We start from the raw sequence: 19,174 nt of genomic DNA, 5'->3' as shown, positions 1-19,174 counted from the left end.
GCCCCACCACAGGCTCGGCGCGGCTGACATGCGAGCGATAACCATGACGATTCCGTTGCCGATCTTCCGCCTCCTTCTCGTCCTCGCCGCCCTGTTCCTGGCCGGTGCGCCGGCGCGGGGGCAGAACATCGTCGTCATGGTCAATGGCGATCCCATCACCGATTTCGACATCGAGCAGCGCTCCAAGCTCGACCAGCTCACGACGCAGAAGACCCCGAGCCGCGAGCAGGTCATCAACGAGCTGATCGACGACAAGGTGAAGATGAAGGAAGGCAAGAAGTACGGGGTCGATCCCGGCGTCTCCGACATCAACCAGTCCTATGAGGGGATGGCGCAGCGCATGCGCATCACGCCGGACCAGCTCACCAAGTCGCTCGAATCCAAGGGCGTCCGCCCCGAGACGCTGAAGGGCCGCATGAAAGCCGAGATGGTCTGGACCAGCCTCGTCCGCGGCCGCTACAAGGAGCGCCTGCAGGTCGGCGAGCGCGACGTCGCGCAAGCCGTGCAGGCGCAGAGCGGCGAGAAGCTTCAGGTCGAGGGCACCGAATACAAGATGCAGCCGATCGTGCTGATCGTGCCGCGCGGCTCGTCGCCGGCGTTCGTGGAAACACGGAAGAAGGAAGCCGACACCTACCGCGCGCGCGTCGGAAGCTGCGAGGAAGCCAACTCGCTGTTCCGCTCGACACCGAACGCCACCATCCGCGACACCGTCACCAAGACCACCGCAGAACTGCCCGAGGCGCTGCGCAAGGTGCTCGACGACACGCCGATCGGCCACCTCACCGCGCCCGAAGTGACCAAGGCTGGTATCGAGATGGTGGTGCTGTGCGCGCGCAAGCCGACCATGATCGACACGCCGAAGAAGCGCGAGGTCCGCGAGAAGATGTATCAGGAGAAGTACGAGAAGACCCAGAAGGCCTATCTCGAAGAGCTCCGCAAGGCGGCGATGATCGAATATCGCAACCGCTAATGGCCGAGCCCTCCTCAGCGCGCCCGGTAAAACCCCTCGCCCTGACCCTGGGAGAGCCCGCCGGCATTGGTCCCGACATCACCATTGCGGCCTGGCTCAGGCGCCGTGAGCTGAACCTGCCCGCCTTCTACCTGCTCGGCGACGAGGCGCTGATCGCCCGGCGCGCCAAGGCGCTCGGCGCCGACATCAGGATTGCCGCGGTGAACCCCAGTGAGGCCCACGCCGCCTTCGCGAACGCCCTGCCGGTGGTTGCCACCGGCGAGCGCGCCACGGCCGAGCCCGGCAAGCCCGACGCATCGAGCGCGCCGGCCGCGCTCGCCTCGATCCGCCAGGCGGTCACCGACGTCCGCGAGGGCCGCGCCGGCGCCGTCGTCACCAATCCGATCGCCAAGAGCGTGCTCTACCGCGCAGGATTCCGCCATCCCGGCCACACCGAATACCTCGCCGAGCTCGCCGCGACGGACGGCCACGTCCCGCAGCCGGTGATGATGCTGTGGTCGCCGCAGCTCGCCGTGGTGCCCGTGACCATCCACGTCTCGCTGCGCGAGGCGCTGGCCCAACTCACGAGCGAATTGATCGCCTCGACCGTTCGCATCGTTGCGACCGAGCTCAAATCCCGCTTCGGCATCACGAGGCCGCGCATCGCGGTCTCCGGCCTCAATCCGCACGCCGGCGAGGACGGCTCGCTCGGCCACGAGGAGCAGACCATCATCGCGCCGGCGCTGAAGGCGCTGCGCAACGACGGCATCGAAACCAGGGGTCCATTGCCTGCCGACACCATGTTCCACGAGGCCGCGCGCCAGACCTATGATTGCGCCGTCTGCATGTATCACGACCAGGCGCTGATCCCGATCAAGACGGTGGCTTTCGACGACGCCGTCAACGTCACGCTCGGCCTGCCCTTTATCCGCACCTCGCCCGATCACGGCACCGCCTTCGACATCGCCGGCACCGGTAAGGCCAATCCGGCAAGCCTGATCGCCGCGCTTCGGCTCGCCAGCCGCATGGCGGCTGCGAACCTCTGATGAGCGCGATCGACGACCTCCCGCCGCTGCGCGAGGTCATCCGCCAGCATGCGCTGTCGGCCCGCAAATCGCTCGGCCAGAACTTTCTGCTCGACCTCAACCTCACCGCGCGCATCGCGCGCGCCGCCGCGCCGCTCGAGGACTCCACCATCGTCGAGATCGGCCCCGGCCCGGGCGGGCTGACGCGCGCTTTGCTCGCGCTCGGCGCGAGACGCGTCATCGCCATCGAGCATGACGAGCGCGCGATCCCGGCGCTTGGGGATATCGCCGCGCGCTATCCCGGCCGGCTCGAGATCGTGCATGGCGATGCCATGAGTTTCGACCCGCGTCCGCTGCTCGACGGCGAACGAGCAAAAATCGTCGCCAACCTGCCCTACAACATTGCGACCCAGCTCCTGATCAACTGGCTCACCACCGAGCCCTGGCCGCCCTGGTACGAGACGATGGTGCTGATGTTCCAGCGCGAGGTCGGCGAGCGCATCGTTGCGCGCGAGGACGAGGAGGCCTATGGCCGGCTCGGCGTGCTCGCCAACTGGCGCTGCGAGACCAAAATCCTGTTCGACATTTCGCCGTCCGCCTTCGTGCCGCCGCCGAAGGTCACCTCCTCCGTGGTGCGCCTTAAGCCGCGCCCACACCCACTTGCCTGTGATCGCAGGCTGCTCGAGCAGGTCGCCGCCGCCGCGTTCGGCCAGCGCCGCAAGATGCTGCGGCAAAGCCTGAAATCGCTTGGCGTCGATCCGGCGCGGCTGGCGCAAGCCGCCGGCGTCGATGCGACGCGGCGTGCGGAGACCATTCCGATTGCCGGCTTTGTTGCCATGGCCCGTGAATTGGCTGATATACGCAGCGAAGCTGAGTAACCAAGAACTCCGGAGGAAAGAAAATGGCGCTGATGCGCAGGCAGTCCCTGGTCAAGTTCGACGCGCCCTTGTGCGAGACCATCGTCGAGACGCCCAAGCCGCAAGGTCGCGAAGTCCTGGTCCGCATCGAGCGCTGCGGCCTCTGCCACTCCGACCTGCACATCCAGGACGGCTATGCCGATCTCGGCGGCGGCAAGAAGCTCGATACCACGCGCGGCATGACGCTGCCCTTTACGCTCGGCCATGAGATCGCCGGCGTCGTCGACGAAGTCGGCCCCGACGTTCCCGCCGGACTCGTCGGCGCGAAGAAGGCGGTATTCCCGTGGATCGGCTGCGGCCAGTGCCGCGACTGCCAGAACGGCGACGAGAACCTCTGCGTCAAGCAGCGCTTCCTCGGCGTCTCCATCGACGGCGGCTTTGCCACCCACGTGCTGGTGCCCGACGCCAAATATTTGCTCGATTACGATCCCCTTCCCGTCAACCAGGCCGCGACGTTAATGTGCTCCGGCGTCACCGCCTATGGCGCGCTCAAGCGCCTGGTCGACCGTCCGCGCCAGCGTAACCTCCTGCTGATCGGGCTCGGCGGCGTCGGCATGATGGGCCTGTCGTTCGCGCAGGCGATGTTCAAGCAGCCGATTACGGTCGCCGACCTCTCGCCAGCCGCGCGCGAGACCGCACTGAAGAACGGTGCTGCCGTCGCCTACGATCCGGCCGAGCCCGACGTGATCAAGCGCATCCTGAAAGAGAGCGAGGGCGGCTTCGACGAGATCGTCGATTTCGCCGGCAACGAGAAGTCGATGGCGTTTGCCGTCGCGGTCGCCGCGCGCGGCGGCAAGATCGTCGTCTCCGGCCTCATGGGCGGCCAGTTCACGCTGCCGATGGTGCAATGGGTCTACAAGCGCATGACCATCGAGGGCTTCATGGTCGGCACGCTCGCCGAAGCCCACGAGCTGATGGCGCTCGCACGCGCCGGCAAGATCAAGCCGACGCCGATGCGGGAGGAGCCGATGGGCGACGTCCAGAAATGGATCGACGAGCTCCGCGCCGGCAAGGTGGTCGGCCGCATCGTGCTCAAGAACTGACCGAAGCGCGACGGGCCTGACGCAAGTCTCGCCCGCCCGTACGGAACACCTGCGGCCGCGCCGCGTTGGCAGCGCATGTCGATCCGTTGCACCGTCGAAAGCGCATTCTTCATCGCCTGGAGCTGCCTGGAGAAGAGCGGCGAGCTCGGTCCTGCGGACGAGAGCGCCAATGTCATTCTCGATGCCATCGAAGCGCAGCTTCGAACAGGGGAGCGCCGGCAGTTGATGCTCGCCAACAGGGCGATCGACGCTTACCGCCTGCATGCGGCGAGGAGCAACGCCGCCGCGCAACGTGAAGCGCGCCTTGGATGATGGTGTTCGGCGGCTACCCGGCGTATCCGAGACGCCGGTTGGCACGCGTTCACTCCTGTATGTTCACTCCTGAACACGCGGGCACGCTCAGCCGGTGCCCGTAGTTCTCCGGCGGAGAACAGAGTTCAATGGCATCTGGAACGTAACGGCACCATTTGGAACGCCGCGAACGTTCATTGCATTGATGCCGCATCAGCAACGATGGAGTTAATGCGGATGACAAAGCCCTGGGCGAAACGGTGCGATCGGTTCCCAAGCAGAACCGGAGTCCCACGGCGGCCGGTCGCGCGCCGTCAGTTCCCGCGATGACGAGAAGCAGGACATTCGCGAGCAGGATGCGCATGGCAAACTCACCCAGAACACCAGCAACAGGCACATGGGATAGACGATGAGGGGAATGTTGGATGTGACGAGTCTCGGCCGATGGTACGATCCCATCTCGGAGCGCTGGGTTGAGCCGCGCGACACGCCGACCGCGACATCGCCTCGGACGGAGGATGACGCCGTCTTCGAACGTCAACGGAAATTGCAGGCCGAACGTATCTGGCGCGCGCTGGTCGATTGCTGCGCGCGCGAGTGAGACAATTGCAAGTCATACACAATATGTCTGCAAGATGTCTGCAAGGCCGGCGCCGTGGATGGCGCCGGCCCTTATTTTTTCTTGCCGTCGGTCCCGTTCTCTTGTTTGGACGCATCGGTCATGCCGGGCCGATTTGCCCGATTTGCATTCATGCCGGTGGTATCCATCGTCCCCTTCTCCGTGGCGCCGTTGGTGTTCTCCGGCCTTTCCATGCCGCTCTGTGGAGCGGGCCCGGTATTCTGGGCGATGACGGGCCCGGCCATGGCTGCAAATGTAATTGCTGCGATGAGTGCTTTCATGGGCATCTCCCTCGTCCCATGGATGACGTGCCCGCGACAGAGTTGTTCCCCACTCTCGAGCCGGACCTCGCGCTGACGTGCGCTGCCGCTTGCGGCGGCGACTGACGCTTCTGGTGCAGATAGGCCGGGTTGAAATCCCCGAGCCGCTGCAACTCGCGCCATTTCAGCACGATTAGCTCGCCATCGCGAAGATCCATGGCCCCGCTCCGCCTGAGATCGGCGAGCGTCCGGTTCACGGTCGCGATCGCCATGCCCAGCGTCTCGCCGAGCTGCGCCAGGCTGATCGGCATGCGGCAGCGATTGCCGCGGACCAGTTGCGCGGCGCGGGCGCGATAGAACAGCTCGCAGAACAGGTGCGCCATGCGCGCCTGCATGGGACGGGCGCTGTTGTTGGTGATGGCTTCGCGAAAGATCGCGGCGTCGAGCAGCGTCTCGCGCCAGACGGCCATTCCGAAAAGCGGTCGCCGCCTGAACGCGGCGAACAATTCGCGATGCGGGATGAAGGCGACCGAAGCAGGCCCCAACGCACTCAGCCCATGGTCCATTTGGTCGATGAACAGGCCTTGCGCGTCCGGCAGGTCGCCGGTCAGATGGAACGCGAGATATTGCCGCCGCCCGCTGCCAAGCAGATGGTAGCGCGCGACCATGCCCGACACGACCAAGACCGAATGTTCAGGTTCGTCGCCCTGACGGATGAAATCCTCGTTCGGCGCATAGTCGCGCACCGTGAAGGTGAGTGTGCGGATCTCGGCAATATCCTCCTCTGCGAGCACGGTGTGCTCGCAGAGGTTCCGGATCAGCACCTCGTGGGCTTTTTCCATACCGCCGCCAAAAATCGCACTGGTTCTATCAAATGATACATCTGACTTGTATCCAGCGGATTAGAACGCGAGGCGGAAGCACAGGTTGCTAACCGGTTTGCGATGGCACCGGTTTGCTTCAACTCGATCACCGCCGAACCGAGCCGGCCTTCTCATGAGCCCTATCACGATCCTTGAGCGCATCCGCCACCTGTTCGCATCGGAGCGAAGCGAGCACCCAAGAAGCGAGTACTTGGACAGCATCAACCACGCCTTCCTGAAGGGAACGCTGAACGAGCCGGTCCGGCCGATGTCGGATCAGGAACTCGCCCACGCTATCCGCGAGTTCCGCGCTGTGCCCGTCTCCGACTGGACCGTCGCAAAGCTCTCGCGGCGCTTTGTCGAAGTGCCCCGTGACGACTGAAGTCTCATGCCGCATTCGAAGTTCATCGCGCGCCTCGATGCCATAGAAGGCCTTTCCGAGGACGAACGCCGGCAAATCGCCGGCTTGCCATCTACGCTGCGCCAGGTCGCGGACGGCGAGATCGTGCTGCGCCAGGGCGAGGCCGCCACGCGCTGCGTCTTTGTTGTGAGCGGCTTCTTCTATCAGGCCCGCATGGTCGGTGATCGCAGCCAGATCCTCGCATTCCACGTGCCCGGCGACATGCCGTGCCTGCACACGCTGCTGGTCTCAACCATGGATGCGGACCTCGTCGGCCTCGGGCCAAGCATCGTCGGCACCGTCGCGCACAGTCAGCTCAGGCAGCTTCTCGATGGCTCCGTCCACCTGACCCGCGCGTTCTGGCGCGAGACGCTGATTGACGCGGCGATCTCGCGGCAATGGATCGCCCGCCTCGGCGCTCAGGCAGCGCTGCCGAAGGTAGCGCATCTCATTTGCGAGCTCGCCGCGAGGCTGGAGATCGTCGGGCTCGTCACCGACGGCTGCTTTCAGATGCCGATGACACAGCGGCACGTGGCGGACGCCTGCGGACTGTCCATCGTCCATGTCAATCGCACCATCCAGGAGCTGAGACATCGCGGATTGATCGCGTGGGAAGGCAGCGAGATCGAGCTGTTGCAGCCCGAAGAGCTGCGAAGGCTTGCGGATTTTGCGCCTGACTATCTGAGCTGAACGCAGCCAGTGAACGCATGCTCGAGCTGGGGGCCGAACGCATTACCCTCTCGCTCGCGGCTTGGTCCGCCATGATTTGAGCAGCGGGCCGTTGCGTCCCAGCACCGGATCGGCTTTCGGCCTGCGCACCTTGGTAATGCGTTTGATGGCGTCTGGACGCTCCCTTGTGTCGGTGCACTCGTCATACGTTCCGTCCCGCGGATACGCTCCGACGACCAGAAAGTCCCGGCTGGCCTCAATGAGCCGGTGTCCGGTGCCTGCGGGAAGCACCAGAACGTCGCCGGCCTTCACGCGCAGAACCCGCCCCTTGATCCCGCCGCACTCGATCCTGGCCGTGCCGCGCGCCACGCCCATCACTTCATGGACTTGCGAATGATAGTGCACAAAGTCGTACACGGTATCGCGCCATGACCGGCCCCAGCCGTTCGCATCGAACAGCGTGTCGATGATGACCTCTGGCGCAAAACGCCGAGGCTTGAGGTTCACCGCCCCGCGATAGAGCAAGAGCGGAAAATGCGGGTTGTTCGGCACGACGCCGTCATCCCTGAAATGGATGGCCACCGGCTTCCGAGCCCGCACCAGCGCCCGCAGTGTCGCCGCGTCGGGATGCTCCTCCACCAGCTTCTTGGCGAGATTCTTGATCTGGTCCTTAACCGGCATAGCGTCGCCTCAGCCGCGATTCAACGGCTGCGGAGATGATAAGTTTCCAACGGAGAACCTGCGCAGCCCGCCATTTGATTTCTATTCCGGTGCGTTGCGCAGCCGCCGCAACAGCCGCCGAAAACCGGTAGACCTTCGATGCAATTGGCCTGAGCCCGTGCGAGGCGCTGCATCAAGGGCGATAGTCCGGAATTGTCTGGGGCGAAGACGTTGGCCGCAACCTTTCCAGTCACGACGGGATACGTTCGGATTGTTCCCATCACGACCAACAGAAGGAGCGCCCACGAAACGAACGCTGCCAGTACGTAGCCGCTTCGGCTCCGCCTGCTTGCAAATGACGTAGAATCCGAGACGACGGGCGGCGGGGTTGATGTGGCCCCGGGGGCGTCGGGCAAAACACCTCGTCAAGCACTCACCCCAAAAAGATTTTTCTTTTCCGAATTTCGGATTTGTGGCATACACACTCTTCGTAGCGCACGAACATGCGGGTGCCGCCGGCGCCCGGCCTTCCCTGCGCCCTTTGGCCATCATTGGGCGATGAGAGCAGAGCAAGACGCGGGCGAACGCGCCGCGGGAGCGCGCCGCTATGCTCCTTCTGTCTCGATACGCAAGCCAGACCGTCGACCAAGACGACGGCGTGACCTTCACCGGCTCCGGCCGCCTCGGCGCCCGCAGTGGTTCCAGCTGCGGCGGAACCTGGAGTTCGGCGGAGCATAGCGACGCGAATAGGCCCAATTTCGCGGCGGAACAAACGCGCTGCGAGCCCGATTCAAGCCACATCCTCTCCGGATTTGCGGCTCATTGCCACCCAAGTCTTTGACGACAAAGGGCGAGTAAGAGTTGCGTCATGCGTAACCGGGAGACCAGGATGGGCAACCGCACCGCAAAATTCATATCCGCGCTAGTCGGCAGCATCATTGCCGGCGCGCCACTGGCCGCCGTGTCGCAGAACGCACAGAACGCGCCGAGCACGGCCAACGCGGCCGCCGACTGCCTCGTCTCGCCCAAGGGCGCCGCGCCGCAGGGGCAGCACTGGTACTATCGCATCGAGCGTGGGACCAAGCGGCAGTGCTGGTATCTGCGCGCCGCCGGCGACAAGGACGGCGCGAAGTCCGTGCAGAGCGCGCAGGCTACGAGCGATACGCCGACCGGAGTCGCGCCGGCGCAGCAGCAACACCCGACGCAGGATGCGCGCGCCGAGTATCTGACATCACGGAGCGGTGACGCCGCCAAAGCACCAAACGCAACTGCGCAACCCGCAGGCGCGACACGGGCGCAACCATCTGCAGATCAGGCCGCTGACGGCAACGCGCAACAATCCGCCACGCCGTGGCCCGATGTCTCCGCAACCTCCGCCCCGCCCGCGCCGCAGCCGGCGCCTGCCGTTGTCGCGGCAGCCGCCCAGCCGAGCGCAAAGCCGTCAAAATCCCCTTCCTCCCCGGCACCCGCCGCGGCAGACAGCACGACCGACAAGCCGACCGGCTCGGTCCAGATGCTGCTGCTCGTGATTGGCGGTGCGCTGGCCCTCGCGGGAATCCTCGCCAGCCTCATCTACCGCTTCGCCGGCGCGCGCGTCCGGGTCCAGTCCGCCGACCGCCGCACACATTGGGACGATTGGGAGCCGCAGAAACAGGACGCAAGCCGCGCGCCCTGGCTCGATGCGACGTCGGCCAACGCCCAGCCGTCGCGCCCCATCGACTTCGATGCGCCGCGTCCTCAAGCGACGAAACAAGCGACAAAACTTGCCGCGATCGGCCGCGAGATCGATCTGATCGACGCGCGCAAGTCGCGTGCCGCGATCCCTGCCGCAGAACCTGACGAGGTCAGGCCCGCCGAGGCCAAGATCAAGATATTCGACCGGGATTTCGAAATCGAGGCCGCTGCGCCCCGGCTCGCCGCCAACGAGATCGGCAAGGATCGCGATGAGGCGCCTGCAGGCCGCCACGAGGATGCGGTCGACGTCGACGTCATCACGACGATGCTGGAACAGCTGGTGAAGGAAGGGCCGCGCCTGTCGCGGTCTAACCTTGAAGCTGACCTTGCAAACTTCGCACGAAGCCTGCGAGGCCAATCCGCCGCTCGCGCTTGAGACGCTCGGCCTTCAGGATCGACTGCACTTCGCCGAAGGCCTCGTCGACGTCGTGGTTGATCACGATGTAGTCGTACTCGGCCCAGTGGCTCATCTCGTGACTGGCGCGGCTCATCCGCTTGCGGATCACGTCGTCGGAATCCTGCGCGCGCGAGTGCAGGCGCTTCTCGAGATCGGCCGCCGAGGGCGGCAGGATGAAGACGCTGACGACATCGGCGCGCGCCTTCTCGCGCAACTGCTGCGTGCCCTGCCAGTCGATGTCAAACAGCACGTCCTGCCCGGCCGACAGCGCCGCCTCGACCGGGCCGCGTGGCGTACCGTAGCTGTTGTCGAACACCGTCGCCCATTCCAAGAGCTCGCCAGCCTTCACCATCGCTTCGAACGTGGCCTTGTCGACGAACGAATAATCCTTGCCGTTGACCTCGCCCGGCCGCATCTCGCGCGTGGTCGCGGAGACCGACATCTTCAGGCCCGGCATTCGCTCGATCAGGAGACGCGACAGCGTCGTCTTGCCCGCGCCCGAGGGCGAGGACAGCACGAACATCAATCCGCGGCGCTCGACACCGTCAGTTCCGTGACCGCCCGTCGTCATCGATCACTCCAGATTCTGGACCTGCTCGCGGAACTGCTCGACCACATTCTTCATGGCGAGTCCCGTATTGGTGAGCTCGATGTCATTCGACTTCGAGCAGCAGGTATTGACCTCGCGGTGAAACTCCTGCGCCAGGAAATCGAGCTTGCGGCCGATCGGACCGCCCTTGCCGATCAGCTCGCGCGCCTGCGCGATGTGGGAGGCGATGCGATCGAGCTCCTCGCGGATGTCGGCCCTGGTCGCGATCAGGATCGCTTCCTGCATCAGGCGATCGGCATCGAAACGATCGGAGGTGTCGAGCAGGGCCGCGATCTGCTCTGCCAGCTTCGCCTTGATCGCCTCCGGCTTGCGGCCGGGCGCAGCCTCCGCTTTCTTCGCCAATTGCTCGATCTCGTCGACGCGCTGGGTCAGGATCTGCCCCAGCGAGGTGCCCTCGCGTTTGCGCATCTCGACGAGATCGGCAAGCGCTTTGTCGAAGGCCTCCGCCACGGCGGCGCGTGCGGCCTTGTCCTCCTCCTCGTCGCCGTCGGGCTCGGCGACCTCGACGACGCCCTTGATGGCGAGCAGGCCGTCGACGCTCGGCGCCACCGCATCGACCTTGCCGGCGATCAGCGCCGCCGCCTTCAGCACGGCGTTGAGCACGTCCTCGTTGATGCGGACCGCGGCCGCGGCGTTGGTGCGCTTGACGTTGAGATTGGCGTAGACCGTGCCGCGCGACAACAGCTCGCCGGCGCGCTTCTTGGCGTGCGCCTCGAGCTCATCGAATCCCTGCGGCAGCCGCACCCTGAGGTCAAAACCCTTGGCGTTGACCGACTTCAATTCCCATTCGAACGTGTACGGCCCGCTTGCGCCGTTGCTTCGGGCAAACCCGGTCATGGACGACAGCGCCATCGGTTGAGATTCTCCAGAAACGCGGGATTCGCGAGGCCATCAAGCCACGCGAATCTTAAGACTATTTTGCCGGAAAGTGGAATCCGCAAAGAGCATGGACGGCGCTGCGCGCAGCCCCGGCCTAGCGCTGGACCACCGGCGGCGAGGGCTGCACCGCGCCCTGCCGGGCCGGCGCGGGATTGGCTGGATTGGCCGGCCGGACCGCGGGCGGCTTTTTCTGCTGGTTGGGCCGTGCCGGCGTGGTCGCGGTCGGTGTATCGGCGGCGCCGGGCGCAGCAGCGGCCGGTGGCTGCGCGTCCTCGGCCGGCTCGACCGTGTCGTTCTGGATCTGCTTCTCGATCGCACGAAGCTTCGCGACGTTCTTCTGATGCGCGTCGTAGGTCTCGGTGAAGGCGTGCCCGCCGCTGCCGTCCGCGACGAAATAGAGATCGCGGGTGCGGGCCGGGTTGGCGGCGGCCTCGAGCGAGGCGCGGCCCGGATTGGAGATCGGCCCCGGCGGCAGGCCCTCGATCACATAGGTGTTGTAGGGAGAGGGCTGCGTGATCTCGCTGCGCTTGATCGGACGGCCCAGCGTGCCCTTGCCGCCGACGAGGCCGTAGATGATCGTGGGATCGGACTGCAGCTTGATCCTCTGCTTCAGGCGGTTGACGAACACCGCCGCGACGCGGCTACGCTCGTCCGGCTTGCCGGTCTCCTTCTCGACGATGGACGCCAGCGTCACCAGTTGCTCCGGCGTCTTGACCGGAATGTCCTGGTTGCGGCGTTCCCAGATCTCGGCCAGCACCCGCTTGTGTGCCTGCTGCATGCGCTGGATCACCTGCTCGCGCGTGGTGCCGCGCGGGAACTTGTAGGTCTCCGGCAGCAACGTGCCCTCGCGCGGCAGCTCGCGCACGCTGCCGGTGAAGATGTCGTTGTCGGACAGCCGCGCCACGATCTGCTCGGAGGTCAGGCCTTCCGGGATCGTCACGGCATGCTGCACCACCTTGCCCTCGACGATGGTGGCGATGACGTCGCGCAAGGATGCGTTCTTCTGGAACGAATACTCACCGGGCTTGAGGTCCGAGCTCGCCTTCAACGCGGCGACGCTGGCGATGAACACCCACGGATTGACGTCGGTTACGCCTTCCCGGTTCAGCGTCTCGGCGATGTCGCGCTTGCCCGCGCGCTGCGGGATATTGACGATCTTGTCTTCCTTCAGCGGTCCCGGCGCCTCGAGCACCTGCCGGCCGTAATAATAGACGCCGCCGGCACCGAGCATGGCGAGCAACAGCAGCGTGATGATCGCGTTGCCAACCACCACGAAGGGATTGCGCGCACGGTCCGATCGCTTGGGCGGCGGCGGGACCTGCTCGGGCTCGAGTGCAGCCCGCGGACTCCGGGGCGAAATGGGCGGCCTTTCACTCATCGAAGCAACCTGAATCCTGCCGGTTCAATCGCGGCCTGACAATGACTTGCCGAGCCAAATGCACGCGCCCACTTCTATGACTATCGCCGAATACGGCAAAACGGTGGATTCGTCTCAAAGGCAAACTAATTGGCCAAGCGCCGCACGATCACCGACGCATTGGTGCCACCAAAACCAAAAGAGTTCGACAATGCGACATTGACCTCACGCTTCTTCGCCATGTGCGGCACGAGGTCAATCGCAGTCTCGACCGACGGATTGTCGAGGTTGATGGTCGGCGGCACGACATTATCGCGAATCGCGAGAATGGCGAAGATCGCCTCGATCGCACCGGCCGCGCCGAGGAGATGACCCGTCGACGATTTGGTCGAGGACATCGCAACCTTGGAGGCAGCGTTACCGAGCAGGCGCTCCACCGCACCGAGTTCGATCTCGTCGCCGAGCGGTGTCGAGGTGCCGTGCGCATTGATGTAGTCGAGATCGGATGCCGTGAGACCGGCGCGCTTGAGCGCGGCCGCCATGCTGCGGAAGCCTCCATCGCCATCGGGCGACGGCGAGGTAATGTGATAGGCATCGCCGGAAAGGCCGTAGCCGATCACCTCGGCATAGATCCTCGCGCCGCGGCGCCTGGCGTGCTCGAGCTCCTCGAGCACCAGGACGCCGGCGCCCTCACCCATCACGAAGCCGTCGCGGTCCTTGTCATAGGGACGCGAGGCCTTTTCGGGCGTCTCGTTGAAACCGGTGGACAGCGCGCGCGCGGCATTGAAGCCGGCAATGCCGATGCGGCTGATCGGCGATTCGGCACCGCCGGCAACCATGACGTCGGCATCGCCGAGCGCAATCAGGCGAGCGGCATCGCCCACCGCGTGCGCGCCGGTCGAGCAGGCTGTGACCACCGAATGGTTCGGTCCCTTCAGCCCGTGCGCGATCGACACGTAGCCAGAGGCGAGGTTGATCAGACGCCCCGGAATGAAGAACGGCGACACTCGGCGCGGCCCGCGCTCCTTGAGCAGAATCGCGGTGTCGGCAATGCCGTTGAGACCCCCGATGCCGGACCCGATCATGGTGCCGGTCGCGCACTTGTCCTCTTCGGTCTCGGGATGCCAGTTGGCATCGTCGAGCGCCTGGCCGGCTGCGGCCATGCCGAAGATGATGAAGTCGTCGACCTTGCGCTGGTCCTTCGGCTCCATCCACTTGTCAGGATTGAACGTGTCGTTCGACCCGTCGCCGCGCACGACCGTGCAGGCGATCTTGGTCTGAAGATCGGAGACGTCGAAGCTCTCGATTCTGCGCGCACCGCTCTCGCCGTTGAGGATGCGCTTCCAGGTCGGCTCGACGCCACAGCCGAGTGGCGACACCATGCCGAGACCCGTGACGACGACCCGCCTCATATCCGAAAACTCCGTATCGACAGATTCACGGCCAATAACAAGAAACCGGCTGACCGCTGCGAAGCGGCCCGTCCGGTTTCAATGTTGTCCCCGCGAAATTGAAGAGCCTTAGCTCTTCGCGTTCTTCTCGAGAAACTTCGTAGCGTCGCCGACGGTGAGAATCGTTTCCGCAGCGTCGTCCGGAATCTCGCAACCGAATTCCTCTTCGAACGCCATCACCAGCTCGACGGTGTCCAGACTGTCGGCGCCGAGGTCGTCGATGAAGCTCGCGTTGTCGACAACCTTCTCGGGTTCAACACCAAGGTGTTCGACCACGATCTTCTTAACCCGCTCGCCAATGTCACTCATTGCTTAACCTCGTGTTGTTCCCTGTAGACCCGACCCCCCGGGACGATACGAGCCGTCGTGGTCGTTTGACTGCCTTCGCTTACGAACTTTGATTTGGCCCATCCTAACCGATGCAGGCCCCGGCGAACGACGGCCAAAGGCTCCGCATCGCCAATATACAGGGTTTCAAAAACCTGCAATGGCGTTCTTTGCCCATCCGTTGTAGGTCCGGTTATCATACTTCAATTGCCTTGACTACAAGCCTCATTTCGCTCCGGAAACGGCCGTTTGCCGCATCCGGCACCGGCCTGACCGGCGGTGCGGCACGAGGCGTCAGATCATGGCCATGCCGCCGTTGACGTGGATGGTTTGCCCGGTGACGTAAGCCGCTTCGTTCGAGCTCAGGTAGACGGCGGCTGCCGCGATGTCTTCGGGCGTCCCCAGGCGCGCAGCCGGAACCTTGGTCAGAATCGTTTCGCGCTGCTTGTCGTTGAGCGCATCCGTCATCGGCGTCTTGATGAAGCCGGGCGCGATGCAATTGGCGGTCACGCCGCGCTTAGCGTATTCGGCGCCGAGGGTCTTGATCATGCCGATCAGGCCCGCTTTCGATGCTGTATAATTGCCCTGCCCCGGATTGCCCGTGACGCCGACCACCGAGGTGATGGCGACGATGCGGCCGAAGCGCTTGCGCATCATCAATTTGGTCGCCGCGCGCGCCAGGCGGAAGGTCGCGGTCAGATTGACGTTGATGACCTCCTCCCAATCCTCGTCGCGAAGCTGCACGAAGAGATTGTCGCGGGTGATGCCCGCGTTGGCGATGAGGATGTCGACTTGTCCCATCGCGGCTTCCGCGGCGGGCACCAGCGCTTCGACCTGATCGGCCTTGGAGAGGTTGCAGGGTAGCACAAAGGCGCGCTCGCCGAGCCTGCCGGCAAGCTCCTCCAGCACGTCCTTGCGCGTTCCGGAAATCGCAACGGCAGCGCCCTGCGCATGCAGCGCCTGCGCGATCGCGCCGCCGATGCCGCCGGTCGCGCCGGTGACGAGCGCCTTTCTGCCAGTCAGATCGAACATGAAGTACTCCTCTAAGCCTGCTTGGCAGCGGCCAGTGCATCCTTGGCGGCAGCGATATCGCTCGGACCGCCAACCGCAACGCCGACGGCACCGTCCGCAATGCGCTTGACGAGTCCCGTAAGCACCTTGCCCGCGCCGATCTCGAAGAAACGGGTGACGCCCTGCGCTGCCATATAGGCAACCGATTCACGCCAGCGCACCGTGCCCGTGACCTGCTCGATCAGGCGGCGACGGATCTCGTCGGGATCGGTGATGGCGCTCGCCAGCACATTCGACACCAACGGCACGGCCGGCGCCTTGATCGTGACCATCGAGAGCGCCTCCGCCATGGCGTCGGCGGCCGGCTGCATCAGCTTGCAATGAAACGGCGCCGACACCGGCAGCAGCATCGCGCGCTTGGCGCCCTTGGATTTGGCGATCTCGACGGCGCGATCGACCGCCGCCTTGTCGCCGGAGACCACAACCTGCCCCCCGCCATTGTCGTTGGCGGCCTGGCAGACCTGCCCCTGCGCCGCCTCTTGGGCGACCTCGATGGCGGCCTCGTAGTCGAGGCCAAGCAGCGCGGCCATTGCACCGGCACCGACTGGCACGGCTTTTTGCATTGCGAGACCGCGGGTGCGAAGCAGCCGAGCGGTATCGGAGATGCTCAGGCTGCCGGCCGCAGCCAGCGCCGAATATTCACCAAGCGAGTGGCCAGCGACGAAGGCTGCGTCCCGCCCGACGGAAAAACCGGCTTCACTCTCCAGCACGCGCAGGGTTGCGAGGGAGACCGCCATCAGAGCTGGCTGGGCGTTTTCGGTCAGCTGAAGGGTCTCGGCCGGACCATCCCAAATGGTCGCCGTCAATTCCTCCCCAAGCGCGGCATCGACCTCATCGAACACGGCGCGCGCCGCCGGAAAGGCGTCGGCGAGGGCCTTGCCCATGCCAACCGCCTGGGACCCCTGCCCAGGAAATGTAAATGCTGCCGTCATCGGCGCTCCCTGCATGTCGGGCGTGATCCTCACGAGAACCGGCAGCCGACTACGCGCGGCCTCAGCCCAAGGTTCCGGATTACGCTCCAAAGGGGGCCGTAGACACTGTCCGGGGTCGGACTGTCAAGCCAAGATGGGAACCCCGGCCAGCATTCAACCAGGGATGTGGCTTTCCTAGAATCCGCCGGCTGTCTGGTTGACGTCGACCTCTGCCCCCGCCCGCGCGCGGCGCGCGCTGTTGACCAGCTGCCCCGGCCGATCGTCCTGATTCGGCTTCGCGGTGGCAAGCCGCAGCACCGCGGCATAGCCCGGCTGCACCTCCATGCGGTCGGCATGCAGGCTGGCGCTCAGCAGGCGATGCACCTTCGGCAAATTGTAGCAGGGCACATAGAACAAGAGGTGATGCTCGAGATGATAATTCACGTAGTACGGGGCGATGAACAGGCGCTCGAGAAAATTGGCATGCGTGGTCCGAGTGTTGCGCAATGGGTCATTGCCGTCAGGGACGACGGCGTGCTCGGCGATGTTGCGGATGCGGGTGATGACCATCATCCAGGTCAGCAGCGGCACCAGCCATAGCAATAGATAGGCCCACCACACGCCGGCCGCCGCGAGCGCAGCAAACATTGCGGCATTGACGACGCATTGTGGGCCGAGCTTTTCCCAGAAATGCGCCGCACGCTGCCGCCATGCCCAGTCCTTTGGCCCGAGCGCGTTGAGCAATTGCGCCTTGCGCTGTTGGTAGCCGGTCTGTCCGCTGATATCGCGAATGAACTTGCGGCGATAACTAAGCTTGGTGATCGGAAACGGCGCCGACAGCACCCGATCGGGATCGTCGTCCTGCTGGGTGCGCGCGTGATGCTGCAAGTGATAGCGCCGGTAGCTCCGCGTCTCCGCAAACAGCGGATAGGCACAGAACCATTGGCTCAGCGCCAGATTGGTTTTCTCATCGGCGGACAAGCAGCCATGCGCGCCGTCATGCATGAGGATGGCAAGTCCAAGCTGGCGCGAGCCGATGATGGCGACGGCGAGAATGTACGTCAGCGGATTGGGCCACCACGCGACCAGAGCGATCGCACCGATGATGAGCGCCCAGGCGTGCGCGATCAGCGCAACGCCTTTCCACGTCACGCGCTGGCGCACGTCGGCCAATTGATCGTCGGTCAGGAAATCGCGGGCACGCATGCGAAGCGGGGTCATGGCCTAACTCTCCTCATCCGAATTGCTCGGCGCATCGCGCTGCTCGACCAGACGCAGGCGCGCAGCCTCGCCTGTGGATTTCGCCTGCTCACCGAGCACGCGCAGCATCTCGCTGCAGAGCTCCTCCGGCGATCGGCCCATGGCGTAGCCTTCGAGAATGACGCCGATAGCGACGGCCCAGAACCGCCGCGAGCTTTCATCGGGCGCGCGCAACGAGCGCCAGCCGTGTCGTGCGACCTGGCTTGCATAGGCCCGCGCGCCTTCGCTGTGCAGCCGTTCGATGGTGCGCTCAACCAGCGGCGCCAGATCCTGCCGCCGCCGCGTCAGTGTCAGGGCTTCGGCGAAGAAGGCGACCGAATCACTCGCCGTGACCGTCTCCGCCAGCGCGTGCGTGTATTCCTGCGGCGTACGCGTCCTCAGCGCCGCCTGTTCCGTCGCGTGCGCCAGATACAGCAGCTCGCGGCAGGCACATTCGACGAACAGCGCCTCCTTGGTGCGGAAGTAGTAGGTGATCTGGCTCGGGAACGCGTCCGCCGCGGCCGCGATGTCGGTGATCGACGTGCCCGACAGCCCCCGCTCCCGGAACAGCGGGCTTGCCGCATCCAACAGCAGCGACCGCATCTTGCGGCCGGCCGTGCGTGTGGCGCGCGCGGCGTGCTTGGGGTCGCTGGCGCCCGGTTCGAACGGAGCATGGGCAGAATTGTCTGCCATTGGATCCTCCCGCTGACTTCTTTGTATGCTATACAAACAAGCAGGTCAAGCTAGTTCGATTTGCGAGCCGACCGCCACCCGGCTTCGGTTGTGCGAGCCGAGACTTGGCCCCCAACCTTGCAAAGCCGGCCAAAATCCGTATAAGGCGCCCATCCGCAGACCCCGGCCGGGAGCTGAACGGACGGTCTCAGCAAATCATCCGTGATTTTGGTGTGGCAGGGCCAGTCGGCCCGTCGTCCCGTGTTTCCGCCTTCTGAGCTTAATCCCAGAGTCCTTTCCGAAGGTCTCTTAAGGGCTTGACGCCGGGCGATGCGCCAACATGAGGAAAGGACTTCCATGCCTCTTTACGAGCATGTTTTTCTCGCGCGTCAGGACGCGAGCCCGCAGCAGGTCGAAGAGCTGACTGCGCAAATGACCGGTATCGTCGAGGGTCTCGGCGGCAAGGTTACCAAGACCGAGAATTGGGGCGTTCGCTCCCTCACCTATCGCATGAACAAGAACCGCAAGGCGCATTTCGTGCTGCTCAACATCGATGCGCCGTCCGCGGCGATCGCCGAGATCGAGCGCCAGGAGCGCATCAGCGAAGACGTGATCCGCTATCTCAGCGTCCGCGTCGAAGAACTCGAGGAAGGCCCGTCCGCGATGATGCGCAAGGCCGATCGTGATCGCGAGCGTGACGACCGCGGCGGTGGCTTCCGCGGCGAGCGTGAAGGCGGCTTCCGTGGCGACCGCGAGGGCGGCTTCCGCGGTGACCGCGGCCCGCGCCGTCCGCGCGAAGAAGCTGAACCCACTGCGGATGCGGAGTAAGA

23 protein-coding genes are annotated in these 19,174 nt (G+C 64.8%); 10 read left to right on the top strand and 13 right to left on the bottom strand.

The annotated features are described in order from the left end of the window. Positions 1 to 43 precede the first annotated feature (43 nt). The 6 genes from IVA87_RS29320 (at position 44) to IVA87_RS29295 (ending at position 4,826) form a co-directional block, all read left to right on the top strand. The gene (locus tag IVA87_RS29320; protein ID WP_247304264.1) at positions 44 to 970 is read left to right on the top strand and encodes a SurA N-terminal domain-containing protein; all 927 of its coding nucleotides are present in this window, start codon (positions 44 to 46) and stop codon (positions 968 to 970) included. Beyond that, the gene (gene pdxA, locus IVA87_RS29315; protein ID WP_247336398.1) at positions 970 to 1,995 is read left to right on the top strand and encodes a 4-hydroxythreonine-4-phosphate dehydrogenase PdxA; all 1,026 of its coding nucleotides are present in this window, start codon (positions 970 to 972) and stop codon (positions 1,993 to 1,995) included. The genes IVA87_RS29320 and pdxA overlap by 1 nt, the downstream gene beginning before the upstream one ends. Next, complete coding sequence (gene rsmA, locus IVA87_RS29310) at positions 1,995 to 2,852, top strand: 16S rRNA (adenine(1518)-N(6)/adenine(1519)-N(6))-dimethyltransferase RsmA (protein WP_247304269.1); 858 nt, start codon at positions 1,995 to 1,997, stop codon at positions 2,850 to 2,852. The genes pdxA and rsmA overlap by 1 nt, the downstream gene beginning before the upstream one ends. Positions 2,853 to 2,875: 23 nt before the next feature. Further along, positions 2,876 to 3,934, top strand: coding sequence for an alcohol dehydrogenase (locus tag IVA87_RS29305; RefSeq protein ID WP_247304271.1), 1,059 nt, complete (start codon positions 2,876 to 2,878; stop codon positions 3,932 to 3,934). A 75-nt stretch (positions 3,935 to 4,009) separates the two neighbouring features. Continuing rightward, on the top strand, positions 4,010 to 4,246 hold the full coding sequence (locus tag IVA87_RS29300) for a hypothetical protein (RefSeq protein ID WP_247304273.1): 237 nt from the start codon (positions 4,010 to 4,012) through the stop codon (positions 4,244 to 4,246). A gap of 388 nt (positions 4,247 to 4,634) precedes the next feature. After that, positions 4,635 to 4,826: a hypothetical protein gene (locus IVA87_RS29295; RefSeq protein ID WP_247304275.1), complete on the top strand. Its 192-nt coding sequence runs from the start codon at positions 4,635 to 4,637 to the stop codon at positions 4,824 to 4,826. 71 nt (positions 4,827 to 4,897) lie between these two features. On the opposite strand, the gene IVA87_RS29290 is transcribed toward IVA87_RS29295, so the two are convergent. After that, positions 4,898 to 5,125 (bottom strand): hypothetical protein, encoded by a 228-nt coding sequence (locus IVA87_RS29290; protein ID WP_247304277.1) that lies wholly within the window; start codon positions 5,123 to 5,125, stop codon positions 4,898 to 4,900. Further along, the gene (locus IVA87_RS29285) at positions 5,122 to 5,946 is read right to left on the bottom strand and encodes a Crp/Fnr family transcriptional regulator (RefSeq protein WP_247304279.1); all 825 of its coding nucleotides are present in this window, start codon (positions 5,944 to 5,946) and stop codon (positions 5,122 to 5,124) included. Before IVA87_RS29285 ends, IVA87_RS29290 begins: the two co-directional genes overlap by 4 nt. 232 nt (positions 5,947 to 6,178) lie before the next feature. On the opposite strand from IVA87_RS29285, the gene IVA87_RS29280 reads away from it, so the two are divergent. Beyond that, the gene (locus IVA87_RS29280; RefSeq protein ID WP_247304281.1) at positions 6,179 to 6,349 is read left to right on the top strand and encodes a hypothetical protein; all 171 of its coding nucleotides are present in this window, start codon (positions 6,179 to 6,181) and stop codon (positions 6,347 to 6,349) included. 6 nt (positions 6,350 to 6,355) lie between these two features. Beyond that, positions 6,356 to 7,057: a Crp/Fnr family transcriptional regulator gene (locus tag IVA87_RS29275; RefSeq protein ID WP_247304283.1), complete on the top strand. Its 702-nt coding sequence runs from the start codon at positions 6,356 to 6,358 to the stop codon at positions 7,055 to 7,057. Positions 7,058 to 7,099: 42 nt separating this feature from the next. Here IVA87_RS29275 and IVA87_RS29270 read toward each other — a convergent pair whose 3' ends face one another. Next, positions 7,100 to 7,717 (bottom strand): cupin domain-containing protein, encoded by a 618-nt coding sequence (locus IVA87_RS29270; RefSeq protein WP_247304285.1) that lies wholly within the window; start codon positions 7,715 to 7,717, stop codon positions 7,100 to 7,102. A 20-nt stretch (positions 7,718 to 7,737) separates the two neighbouring features. After that, a complete protein-coding gene (locus tag IVA87_RS35195) occupies positions 7,738 to 8,112 on the bottom strand; it encodes an MAPEG family protein (RefSeq protein WP_256466511.1) in 375 nt (124 codons plus the stop codon). 473 nt (positions 8,113 to 8,585) lie between these two features. Between IVA87_RS35195 and IVA87_RS29260 the strand changes: the two genes are divergently transcribed. After that, positions 8,586 to 9,806, top strand: coding sequence for a hypothetical protein (locus tag IVA87_RS29260; protein ID WP_247336393.1), 1,221 nt, complete (start codon positions 8,586 to 8,588; stop codon positions 9,804 to 9,806). On the opposite strand, the gene gmk is transcribed toward IVA87_RS29260, so the two are convergent. The 9 genes from gmk to IVA87_RS29215 form a co-directional block, all read right to left on the bottom strand. Next, positions 9,739 to 10,398, bottom strand: a complete 660-nt coding sequence (gmk, locus tag IVA87_RS29255) for a guanylate kinase (protein ID WP_247304288.1) — start codon at positions 10,396 to 10,398, stop codon at positions 9,739 to 9,741. The two genes, IVA87_RS29260 and gmk, sit on opposite strands and share 68 nt — an antisense overlap. Positions 10,399 to 10,401: 3 nt before the next feature. Beyond that, a complete protein-coding gene (locus IVA87_RS29250; RefSeq protein WP_247304290.1) occupies positions 10,402 to 11,289 on the bottom strand; it encodes a YicC/YloC family endoribonuclease in 888 nt (295 codons plus the stop codon). A gap of 121 nt (positions 11,290 to 11,410) precedes the next feature. Further along, a complete protein-coding gene (gene mltG, locus IVA87_RS29245; protein ID WP_247304293.1) occupies positions 11,411 to 12,694 on the bottom strand; it encodes an endolytic transglycosylase MltG in 1,284 nt (427 codons plus the stop codon). A gap of 125 nt (positions 12,695 to 12,819) precedes the next feature. Next, the gene (gene fabF, locus IVA87_RS29240; protein ID WP_247304294.1) at positions 12,820 to 14,085 is read right to left on the bottom strand and encodes a beta-ketoacyl-ACP synthase II; all 1,266 of its coding nucleotides are present in this window, start codon (positions 14,083 to 14,085) and stop codon (positions 12,820 to 12,822) included. 108 nt (positions 14,086 to 14,193) lie between these two features. Continuing rightward, positions 14,194 to 14,433 carry an acyl carrier protein gene (locus tag IVA87_RS29235; protein WP_008551805.1) on the bottom strand — a complete coding sequence of 80 codons (240 nt, stop codon included), beginning with the start codon at positions 14,431 to 14,433 and terminating at the stop codon, positions 14,194 to 14,196. Positions 14,434 to 14,745: 312 nt separating this feature from the next. Further along, positions 14,746 to 15,483 (bottom strand): 3-oxoacyl-[acyl-carrier-protein] reductase, encoded by a 738-nt coding sequence (fabG, locus tag IVA87_RS29230; RefSeq protein ID WP_247336389.1) that lies wholly within the window; start codon positions 15,481 to 15,483, stop codon positions 14,746 to 14,748. An 11-nt stretch (positions 15,484 to 15,494) separates the two neighbouring features. Further along, positions 15,495 to 16,454 (bottom strand): ACP S-malonyltransferase, encoded by a 960-nt coding sequence (gene fabD / locus IVA87_RS29225; RefSeq protein ID WP_247304296.1) that lies wholly within the window; start codon positions 16,452 to 16,454, stop codon positions 15,495 to 15,497. 174 nt (positions 16,455 to 16,628) lie between these two features. Continuing rightward, positions 16,629 to 17,654, bottom strand: a complete 1,026-nt coding sequence (locus IVA87_RS29220; RefSeq protein ID WP_247336386.1) for a fatty acid desaturase family protein — start codon at positions 17,652 to 17,654, stop codon at positions 16,629 to 16,631. Positions 17,655 to 17,657: 3 nt separating this feature from the next. Then, the gene (locus IVA87_RS29215) at positions 17,658 to 18,365 is read right to left on the bottom strand and encodes a TetR/AcrR family transcriptional regulator C-terminal domain-containing protein (protein WP_247304298.1); all 708 of its coding nucleotides are present in this window, start codon (positions 18,363 to 18,365) and stop codon (positions 17,658 to 17,660) included. Between the two features lie 336 nt (positions 18,366 to 18,701). Here IVA87_RS29215 and rpsF point away from each other — a divergent pair, with 336 nt between their 5' ends. Further along, positions 18,702 to 19,172, top strand: a complete 471-nt coding sequence (gene rpsF, locus IVA87_RS29210; protein WP_247336383.1) for a 30S ribosomal protein S6 — start codon at positions 18,702 to 18,704, stop codon at positions 19,170 to 19,172. Positions 19,173 to 19,174 lie beyond the last annotated feature (2 nt).

Origin of the sequence: Bradyrhizobium sp. 147 (assembly GCF_023073935.1) — a bacterium.
Taxonomy (GTDB): domain Bacteria; phylum Pseudomonadota; class Alphaproteobacteria; order Rhizobiales; family Xanthobacteraceae; genus Bradyrhizobium.
Note: the sequence above shows the minus strand (reverse complement) of the source record. Positions and strands in the feature narration are given on the sequence as shown.

Bases quoted from the DNA above. Each gene is read 5' to 3' on its own strand.
- IVA87_RS29270 (WP_247304285.1), bottom strand. From the start codon at position 7,717: ATGCCGGTTAAGGACCAGATCAAGAATCTCGCCAAGAAGCTGGTGGAG.
- IVA87_RS29295 (WP_247304275.1), top strand. From the start codon at position 4,635: ATGAGGGGAATGTTGGATGTGACGAGTCTCGGCCGATGGTACGATCCC.
- IVA87_RS29300 (WP_247304273.1), top strand. From the start codon at position 4,010: ATGTCGATCCGTTGCACCGTCGAAAGCGCATTCTTCATCGCCTGGAGC.
- IVA87_RS29215 (WP_247304298.1), bottom strand. From the start codon at position 18,365: ATGGCAGACAATTCTGCCCATGCTCCGTTCGAACCGGGCGCCAGCGAC.
- IVA87_RS29235 (WP_008551805.1), bottom strand. From the start codon at position 14,433: ATGAGTGACATTGGCGAGCGGGTTAAGAAGATCGTGGTCGAACACCTT.
- rpsF (WP_247336383.1), top strand. From the start codon at position 18,702: ATGCCTCTTTACGAGCATGTTTTTCTCGCGCGTCAGGACGCGAGCCCG.
- pdxA (WP_247336398.1), top strand. From the start codon at position 970: ATGGCCGAGCCCTCCTCAGCGCGCCCGGTAAAACCCCTCGCCCTGACC.
- fabG (WP_247336389.1), bottom strand. From the start codon at position 15,483: ATGTTCGATCTGACTGGCAGAAAGGCGCTCGTCACCGGCGCGACCGGC.
- IVA87_RS29260 (WP_247336393.1), top strand. From the start codon at position 8,586: ATGGGCAACCGCACCGCAAAATTCATATCCGCGCTAGTCGGCAGCATC.
- IVA87_RS29250 (WP_247304290.1), bottom strand. From the start codon at position 11,289: ATGGCGCTGTCGTCCATGACCGGGTTTGCCCGAAGCAACGGCGCAAGC.
- IVA87_RS29220 (WP_247336386.1), bottom strand. From the start codon at position 17,654: ATGACCCCGCTTCGCATGCGTGCCCGCGATTTCCTGACCGACGATCAA.
- gmk (WP_247304288.1), bottom strand. From the start codon at position 10,398: ATGACGACGGGCGGTCACGGAACTGACGGTGTCGAGCGCCGCGGATTG.
- IVA87_RS29275 (WP_247304283.1), top strand. From the start codon at position 6,356: ATGCCGCATTCGAAGTTCATCGCGCGCCTCGATGCCATAGAAGGCCTT.
- fabF (WP_247304294.1), bottom strand. From the start codon at position 14,085: ATGAGGCGGGTCGTCGTCACGGGTCTCGGCATGGTGTCGCCACTCGGC.
- mltG (WP_247304293.1), bottom strand. From the start codon at position 12,694: ATGAGTGAAAGGCCGCCCATTTCGCCCCGGAGTCCGCGGGCTGCACTC.
- rsmA (WP_247304269.1), top strand. From the start codon at position 1,995: ATGAGCGCGATCGACGACCTCCCGCCGCTGCGCGAGGTCATCCGCCAG.
- IVA87_RS29320 (WP_247304264.1), top strand. From the start codon at position 44: ATGACGATTCCGTTGCCGATCTTCCGCCTCCTTCTCGTCCTCGCCGCC.
- IVA87_RS29305 (WP_247304271.1), top strand. From the start codon at position 2,876: ATGGCGCTGATGCGCAGGCAGTCCCTGGTCAAGTTCGACGCGCCCTTG.
- IVA87_RS29285 (WP_247304279.1), bottom strand. From the start codon at position 5,946: ATGGAAAAAGCCCACGAGGTGCTGATCCGGAACCTCTGCGAGCACACC.
- fabD (WP_247304296.1), bottom strand. From the start codon at position 16,454: ATGACGGCAGCATTTACATTTCCTGGGCAGGGGTCCCAGGCGGTTGGC.
- IVA87_RS29290 (WP_247304277.1), bottom strand. From the start codon at position 5,125: ATGAAAGCACTCATCGCAGCAATTACATTTGCAGCCATGGCCGGGCCC.